At 59.9% G+C, this 8,365-nt stretch carries 3 protein-coding genes and 3 pseudogenes; 4 read left to right on the top strand and 2 right to left on the bottom strand.

Annotation, left to right across the window (positions count from 1 at the left end; all coding sequences use genetic code 11):
* Together ACFFNA_RS40375 and tnpC are read left to right on the top strand one after the other, a co-directional pair.
* Nucleotides 1–647 (top strand): annotated as a pseudogene (locus ACFFNA_RS40375) (IS91 family transposase); the annotation flags it as partial.
* A gap of 700 nt (nucleotides 648–1,347) precedes the next feature.
* Nucleotides 1,348–2,748, top strand: a pseudogene (gene tnpC, locus ACFFNA_RS40365) (IS66 family transposase); the annotation flags it as partial.
* A gap of 871 nt (nucleotides 2,749–3,619) precedes the next feature.
* Here tnpC and ACFFNA_RS40360 read toward each other — a convergent pair.
* Together ACFFNA_RS40360 and ACFFNA_RS40355 are read right to left on the bottom strand one after the other, a co-directional pair.
* Nucleotides 3,620–4,096 (bottom strand): annotated as a pseudogene (locus tag ACFFNA_RS40360) (transposase); the annotation flags it as partial.
* A gap of 306 nt (nucleotides 4,097–4,402) precedes the next feature.
* Nucleotides 4,403–5,332, bottom strand: coding sequence for an FkbM family methyltransferase (locus ACFFNA_RS40355; protein WP_378926012.1), 930 nt, complete (start codon nucleotides 5,330–5,332; stop codon nucleotides 4,403–4,405).
* An 857-nt stretch (nucleotides 5,333–6,189) separates the two neighbouring features.
* Between ACFFNA_RS40355 and ACFFNA_RS40350 the strand changes: the two genes are divergently transcribed.
* Both ACFFNA_RS40350 and ACFFNA_RS40345 read left to right on the top strand, forming a co-directional pair.
* The gene (locus tag ACFFNA_RS40350; protein WP_378926010.1) at nucleotides 6,190–7,260 is read left to right on the top strand and encodes an HlyD family type I secretion periplasmic adaptor subunit; all 1,071 of its coding nucleotides are present in this window, start codon (nucleotides 6,190–6,192) and stop codon (nucleotides 7,258–7,260) included.
* 324 nt (nucleotides 7,261–7,584) lie between these two features.
* Nucleotides 7,585–8,265, top strand: coding sequence for an IS6 family transposase (locus tag ACFFNA_RS40345; RefSeq protein ID WP_378926008.1), 681 nt, complete (start codon nucleotides 7,585–7,587; stop codon nucleotides 8,263–8,265).
* Nucleotides 8,266–8,365 lie beyond the last annotated feature (100 nt).

The raw sequence follows: 8,365 nt of genomic DNA, 5'->3' as shown, positions 1-8,365 counted from the left end.
GGCTTCTTCCTGCCGGTCCGGGTGCTCTCACGCCTGTTCCGACGCTTGTTTCTGGAGCACCTGGAGAAAGCCTTCGCGGCCGGCCAGTTGAAGTTCTTCTCTAGCTTGCAGGCCTTGAGCGAGCGCGACGCCTTCCGGCGCTATCTGGCGCCCGTTCGAAAGGCCGAGTGATCTTCGCCAAGCCGCCCTTCGCCGGACCCGAACAGGTCCTCGACTACGTCGGCCGCTACACCCACCGCGTCGCCATCTCCAACAACCGCCTCGTCGACATCGAGGATGGCACCGTTCGTTTCCGCTGGAAGGACTACCGGCACGGCAATCGACAGAAGGTCATGACCGTCTCGGCCGACGAGTTCATGCGCCGCTTCCTGCTGCATGTCCTGCCCGACGGCTTCCATCGCATCCGCTATTACGGCTTCCTCGGCAACCGCCACCGCGCGCAAAAGCTCGCCCACTGCCGCGACCTGCTCGGCATGCCAGCTCCACAGGCGTCGAAAAGCTGCTCGGCGAAGGACTACCGCGACCGCTACGAGGACCTTGCCGGGCATGCCCTCCGGCAATGCCCGGCCTGTCATCAGGGGCAGATGATCGTCATCGAAACGTTCGACGGCGTCACCGGACCCCCGCCATACCGGGATACATCATGAAAGAAGCGCTCAGCTTTCGTCGTCACCGTATCGCCCGCGCCGTTCGGCCGCGAAACCGAGCCGGTCCCGCGAAGGTGCGCGCCGTCACCCCCGGGCAGCCTCTCCCGGCAGGGCGCCGCGCCGGTCCTCACCTTGCCGCAACCGATATCGGTGCCGCTTTCGGCGCAGGCGGCCCCTGCAATCGCCGCGTCCAAGACCGCATCCGCGCCCACGCCATGCCGGTTCATGGGCACCGCCTCAATTGAACGCCCATAGCGGCCACCCGTGCCGGCGGCTTAGTCCAACACGTTTTTAGCTCACCGTCGCGATCCACCACAGCGCGCTCTCGCCAGCCGCCTTTCTGCGCGACGCCAAGCTAAAAACGCTCTGCATTATGTGGCGCGCCACATAACCGCATGTTGGCGATCTCTACGTTTTCCGCGGACGCGCGGGATCGCTGGTAAAGATCATCTGGCATGATGGGATCGGCATGTCGCTTTACGCCAAGCGGCTTGAGAAGGGCCGCTTCATCTGGCCCCAGGCGAAGGACGGTGCAGTGTCGCTGACGAGTGCTCAGCTGGCGTGTTTGCTCGACGGAATTGACTGGCGCAACCCGCAGTACAGCTGGCGTCCGGCGAGTGCGGGATAGGACGCGGATTTTCCCTTGCCGGAGCGGCATTTTTCGGTTGCACCGGGTGCCGGGTGCTGATTCATTTCGGCCATGGAAGCCGCCGTTTCGCCCCTGCCGGACGATGTCGAAGCGCTTAAGGCGCTGGTTGTCTCGATGGGCGCTGAACTTGCTGCCGCGAGGGCCAAGGCGTCGGCTACGGAAGCTCTGATAGCACATCTCAAGCTGCAGATCGCCAAGCTCAGGCGCGAGCAGTATGGCCCCAGCGCCGAGCGCAGCCGTCGGCTGCTTGACCAATTGGAGTTGCAACTCCAGGAACTCGAGGCCACCGCCAGCGAAGATGACCTCACCGCCGAGGCGGCGGCGACCAGGACGACCAGTGTCACCGCCTTCGAGCGCAAACGGCCAGTGAAGAAGCCGTTTCCCGAGCATCTGCCGCGTGAGCGCATCGTCATTCCCGCACCGTGTTCGTGCCCGACCTGCGGCGGCACGCGGCTTTCGAAGCTCGGCGAGGACATCACCGAGACACTGGAGGTGATCCCGCGTCAGTGGAAGGTCATCCAGACGGTGCGCGAGAAGTTCTCGTGCCGGAACTGTGAGACGATCACCCAGCCGCCGGCGCCGTTCCATGTCGTGCCGCGTGGCTGGGCAGGTCCTGGCTTGCTCGCCATGCTGCTGTTCGACAAGTACGGCCAGCATCAACCCTTGAACCGCCAGGCTGAACGTTTCGCTCGCGAGGGCGTGCCACTGAGCCTGTCGACGCTCGCCGACCAGGTTGGCGCGGCCACTTTCGCGCTCATGCCCCTCTATCGCCGGATCGAGGCTCATGTTCTCGCCGCCGACCGATTGCACGGCGACGACACAACGGTGCCGGTCCTCGCCAAGGGCAAGACCGATATCGGCAGGCTGTGGGTCTATGTCCGCGACGACCGGCCATTCGGCGGCGCCGATCCGCCCGCCGCGCTGTTCCACTATTCGCGCGACCGCCGTGGCGAACATCCGCGAGCGCATCTCGACAGCTGGTCCGGGATCCTGCAGGCAGACGCCTATGGCGGCTATGGCGAACTCTACGCAGCCGATCGTCGCCCAGGGCCTGTGCTCGAAGCGGGCTGCTTTGCCCATGCGCGCCGCAAGTTCTTCGAACTCGCCGACGTCGAGGGAGCAGCGCGCAAGAAGAGCCGCGGCGAACGGACAGGGGCGGCGATCTACCCGATCGCACTGGAGGCGGTGCAGCACCTGGATGCACTGTTCGATATCGAGCGCGAGATCAACGTATTGAGCGCTGAAGCGCGTGCTTGCGCCCGCCAGGAGCGCAGCGCTCGACTGATGGAGGACCTTCACGCCTGGTTGATCGCCCAGCTTGCCCAGCTCTCACGCAACCACGATCTCGCCAAGGCCATCAACTACATGCTGCGCCGATGGCCGGCGTTTACCCGCTTCCTCGACGATGGCAGGATCTGCATTACGAACAATGCGGCTGAACCGGCCTTGCGCTGCGTCCCAACGACCGATTCATACTGCACCTCCTCTTCAAACGTCCGGAAACAGGGACTTTTGGTTTTCCATTTTGATGCGACACGGGCCTCTGTGACGCGGAAACTGGGTCACTTCATCCTTTTCCAGGTCTGTAGCTCGTATTTGGTGCGGCGCATCCGGCACCACTTGCTCGGTAGGAAGCACGCCCTCCTTGATCAGTCGGCGGACACGATGGGCAGTAACTCCAAGCTTTTTGGCGGCTTCGGTCAGCGTGAGCCACTCGCTATTCTTTTCGGCGGCTCGGTAGCCGTGGATTTTATGGACTGTGCGCAGTGCCCCGACACGGCGCCCCGTCCAGGTTTTTCCTTGTCCGGTCTGCATTCCCATTCGGTTGAGAGTAGCGGCAATGTCGGCATCGGACCATCGGGTCGCCATAGACCGCATGATCGCAAGGGCGGCCTCGGGAGTACTCTGGCCATGTTCGCCCGATTTGGGTTTGCGAATGCGCAGTTGGGAGTGTTGGCCACCTTTCCAGTGGATCGTCAAAATGACTTCACGCCGCTCTTCATCAACGTCAGCAATGATATTGGTCACGAGGGCGCGAAGGACGCTAATGGAAGCGATTTCTGTGTTTCGAGGCTTCTGACGCTCACTTCGTTGTCTCGCCATAGGCATTGCGGTAGCCCGGCCTGCGGTTGATGGCCCGCATCCGGTACAGTTAAGGCCAATCTGCTTATGCAACCCAACCGACGACGCCCGGTCAGGCTTCTCGGCCCCCTTCGATCCACTGCTCCTGTAAATCGGGCGGCATCTCAGCCGCCGGTTGAAAGTCGGCAAGCTTGAGAGGTCACGCTAACTCATGCGCACCTCCCGCGCCGCACGGCGCACCATCGATCCACAGGTATGGCCAGTCGCCCTCGATGGGGCTTTCAAGGAACGCTTTGACCTTGCCGTCGATCTCTTCGCACAGCCGGCTGACCTGGCTCTTGGAGATGCCGCTCATGCCCATGGCCTTGACCAGGTCGTCGACCGAGCGGGTCGAGATACCCTGGACGTAGGCCTCCTGGATGACGGCCGTCAGCGCCTTCTCCGCCATGCGCCGCGGTTCGAGGAAGCCCGGAAAGTAGGAGCCCTTCCTGAGCTTGGGGATGTGCAGCTCGACGGTGCCGGCCCGCGTCTCCCAATCGCGATCGCGATAGCCGTTGCGCTGAGCCGTCCGCAGCGGGTTCTTCTCGCCATAGGCGGCGCCCACCTCCAGCTCCATCAGCCGCTCGGCGGCAAAGCCGATCATCTCGCGCAAGAGATCGCAAAGCTCGCACTGCGCCGCCGACGTGTCGGACGCCGAACAGACGGCCGTTCCTCGCACACGGCCGCATCCAGCTGCCCGAGATTGTCCCCCCAACCTCCCGTTCTCACGGGCGGGACGTGTGCCTGCTACTGCAAGCGCTACAAGGCGGACACCTCCGAAGGCCCTGAGCCCCGGCTCGCCGTCGAGGAGGGACCTGCGCGCGTGATCGTCTATCTGCGCATTAGCCACGCCCGTCTCGATCGCGCGATGGAGACCGCTCTGCCGCTGCGACCTCCTCGGGCTGGCGGCTCAATAAGTGCTTGTTAAACGGTGGGGCGTCCCCCGAACCCTCTCGCCGCCATACGAAGTTTGATGATTCTATGACTACTTTCTAGGAAACGCTATTATGTCTCCATAAAAATACCCCCTCAGCTCAATCCTGGGAAGAAACGAACCAGATAATGGATTGTAATACAAATCGTATCCCAATTGCTCGAAGAACGTCATATATTCCCTCTGAACGTCCTCTTCACAATCATCGATGTACTCGCTCTCATACTCCAAGAATATTATAGGTTTATCTTTCTCAATTACCTTCATTGCAGACTTAAGAACGTCTAGTTCAGTGCCTTGCACATCTATTTTTATTGCAAGTACTATGTCGTCGATATCGGACAATGCGATGTCTAACTCAACTGATTCAACGACAATCAAGTCGTGATCAGTTACATCATAATTAAGATTGAAACCAGACAAACCAAGGTTTGTTGAGTCATTTTTCTGGGCATAAAACTGCCTTTCTGTACCGCATCTGTTGCCAACGGCTTTGTTGATGCACAGCACGTTAGATATGCCATTTAGAGAAACATTGCGTGTAAACCTTTCGTACACATATGGGTGCGGTTCAAATGCTATAAACCTAATATCTGGAAATTGCTTTGCAAGTGGCACAGTGATAGCTCCAATATTCGCGCCTACATCAACAAACACTCCGGTTTTTTTGCCAAATAAAATACTATGCACCTTGTCAAGCAGGTGTGGCTCCCATGTCCCGTGTTCATAAACGTGCGCTTCGATTTCGTCTGTTGGAGAACAGACAAGGAAGTAATTTATGTCCTTAAACTTACCAACACATAGACCATCAATAAATCGTATCGAGTCATTGTTCTTGCTATTATTCACCAGTGTTTCAATATTGTTCTCAATACGTCTTCCGTTTGGAATTGGATCTAAGGGTCTCTTGTTATCAATTTTCCTTTTGATCGCAGCCGACAATGGAAAACACTTAAACAACAATCTAACTGCTCGTTCCATTCCTGTTTCCTGCCTTCGGCTAATGCACAGCAACCACCGGCTGGTTCGTCCCTGCCAATTTGACGCCGGCTGGCGATCAGCATCAGAGGGGTTCCGCACAGTCGCGATGCTATTGAAGCTGCCCCCGTGTTATTTGACATCGGCCCAATTTTCCGATGCCGACGCAAAGCTCACGTTTGCGGTTACAGATTCACGCAGCAAACGCCATGCCAGTTAAAAGACCACGCTGACTCAGTCGTTTTATCAGCGGGGACTACTTCTGCCTGTCGCGAGGAAACAATTCTGTCCGGATCGCGACAGCTGACAGCGAGTGTCTTGACGTGAGCTCAAATGGCATGCTCCAGCGGTTCGTGCGGAAAAGGGTTCACAACCGCGCTCGCCGTCGAAGCCGTCTAGGCCGCAAAGAGCGTCTACTTCTCCGCTCTCGTCTTGGTGCAGCAATCTGCCGCCCTGCTCTGCGACAAAGAAATAGGGGCTGCGCGGCATGCCGAGATGCGCGTCGCGTCGCGCGGCATAGTCCGACAGCACAGCGACCGTCGTGACATGGAGCGGCACCAGCCGCGACTTGCCGAACTTCGTCTCGCGACACCGTCATCCATGTCGGCAGCTTTGACATCGTCGTTCTCGGAGTGGACCAGAGTGCGGTGGAGAGCCACATAGCCTGGGCAGTCTGAGCATGTCATCTCTGGAGCGGCCCGGCACCGGGCCGCTCCAGGTTCATTAGTCTCCGCCCTCATTAGTCTCCGCCCATCGTCCCGAGACTTCCGCCAGACGACAGAACCGTCGTCGGAGCCCTGAGGCTTTGCGCGGCAGTCTTTATTTTACCAGGCCTGGCCACGATGCCCACACAAAGTTCATTGACCCAGACGCTCTCCCGCTGCCGCGACGGCTTCGTCGCGGTGGCGGGCTTCAGCTTCGTCGTCAACCTGCTCGTGCTGACTACCTCGGTCCACATGCTAGCGCAGCGCGACAGCCTGCGTGAAATCGTGTTCCCGCCGGACCTGGTGGTCCGGCGCGGCGAGACGCCGGTCGCCGAGGCCATCGCCGGACAGAAGCGCATTTTTTCCGACCAGGCTGAGGTGGTGAGGTCACAGGTCGAAGTCTGGCAGCAGCGGATTGCCCAGTATCGGGCGCAGATCTCGGCCCTGGCCTCGCAGATCGACGCGACCGAGCGCCAGATACCCTCGTTCCAGGAGGAACTCAAGGATGCCCGGTCGCTTCTCAAGAAAGGATTCGGACTGAAGTCTCGCGCTCTCGACCTCGAGCAGCAACTCGCAGCAAGCGAGGGCGACGCCGCCGCGAACCGGGCGCGGATCGAAAGCCTGAAACAGCAGATCGCGGAAGCCGGGGCGCAAATCGAGAACGTAAAGGCCACTCAGGTCAAGACCGCTTCAGAGGACCTTCGCGACGTTCAGACCAAGCGCTCCGAACTGGAAAGAGCCTTCCTGAAAACAAGCGCGCGCGCCGGACGCCGTGACATCCTGGCCCCCGAGGACGGGGTGGTGACGAACCTTCGATATCACACGCCCGGCGGGGTCGTCGCCCCGGGCGGCGATGTCCTTGATCTCGTTCCCAGCCAGGACAAGATGGTGCTTGACGTGAAAATCCAGCCGCTGGACATCGATGTCGTCCGTCCGGGCTTGCCGGCTACGGTGCGCCTCGTTGCCTTCAAGCAGCGGGTGACGCCGACGCTGGAAGGCGTTCTCACCCGCGTTTCGGCCGATGCGGTGCTCGAAGAGCGCAGCGGAACGACATATTTCAGTGCCACCGTCGAGGTGAATGCCAATCAGCTAAAGGAGCTTCCGCATGTGAAGCTTTATCCGGGCATGCCCGTCGATGTGTCCATCGTGACGGGACAGCGCACCATGTTCGAATATCTCTTCCAGCCTTTTGCCGACAGCTTCGCTCACGCCTTCAGGGAGGACTGAGTGGAGGAATGCAGACCAGCACAAAGATTCCTGACAGTCCCGCCCCACGGCCATGAACAGCGCGATTGACGACAGGATCAGACCGTCGCCCAACGCGTAGCCGGAGGAGAACAGCGCGGCCTAACGGCTGACGGGACGATGCCACAGGAAGCCTATCCGCTCAGATGGTCGGCCTTTACGCTGTGACGTATGGCTTGGGTTGCGCTCCATTGCTCTGGCCGATAGACCCAAAAAGGCCGCATGCGTAACGTGATCGGATCTGTTGCAACCTTTTGATTACCAGCGCTGTGGCAAGGAGCCTTCGATCATTTTCGGAGGGTTGCAATGTTTAAAGGCCGTCAGTTCGACCAGTCCGTGATCCTGCTTTGCGTGCGCTGGTACCTGGCCTACAATTTGAGCCTGCGTGATCTTGAGGAGATGATGGCTGAGCGCGGCATCAGGGTAGATCACACGACCATCCACCGCTGGACCGTTCGTTTCTCGCCCTTGTTGCTCGAACGCTTCAACCAGCGCAAGCGTGGCGTGACCGGCAAATGGCATGTCGACGAGACCTACATCAAGGTGCGCGGCCAGTGGATGTATCTCTATCGCGCCATCGACAATGTCGGTGACACAGTCGAGTTTTGGTTCAGCGAGCAGCGCGACCTGCCGGCGGCCAAGCGCTTCTTCAGAAAGGCGCTGGACCGTCATGGCCGACCGGATCGCGTCGTCATCGATGGGAGCCAGACCAACCACGAGGCGATCGTTTCCTGCGACACCACCAATCGCTTGCAGGATCGCGCCCGGCGCCGGCTGAAGCCCATCCGCATCCGCCGGAGCCCGTATTTGAACAATCGGATCGAGCAGGACCATCGGCGCATCAAGCGCCGAGTCCGGCCGATGCTCGGCTTCAAATCGACGGCCACCGCCTCCGCCATCCTTTCCGGCATCGAAATGATTCACATGATGCGCAAGCGACAGGCGAGGTATGCCTTCAATCCGAATCCGTCCCTAGCCGAGCAGTGAACCGCACCGGGTTGCTCGGAGGCTCCAATTCCTGAGAAGGTGGAGCCATGACAAGCAAGACGACCAACAAGTTCTCTCCCGAAGTCCGGACCCGTGCGGT

It is taken from the genome of Mesorhizobium kowhaii (assembly GCF_042431665.1).
Classification (GTDB): Bacteria; Pseudomonadota; Alphaproteobacteria; order Rhizobiales; family Rhizobiaceae; genus Mesorhizobium; species Mesorhizobium kowhaii.
This window is presented reverse-complemented; position numbering and strand designations above follow the sequence as displayed.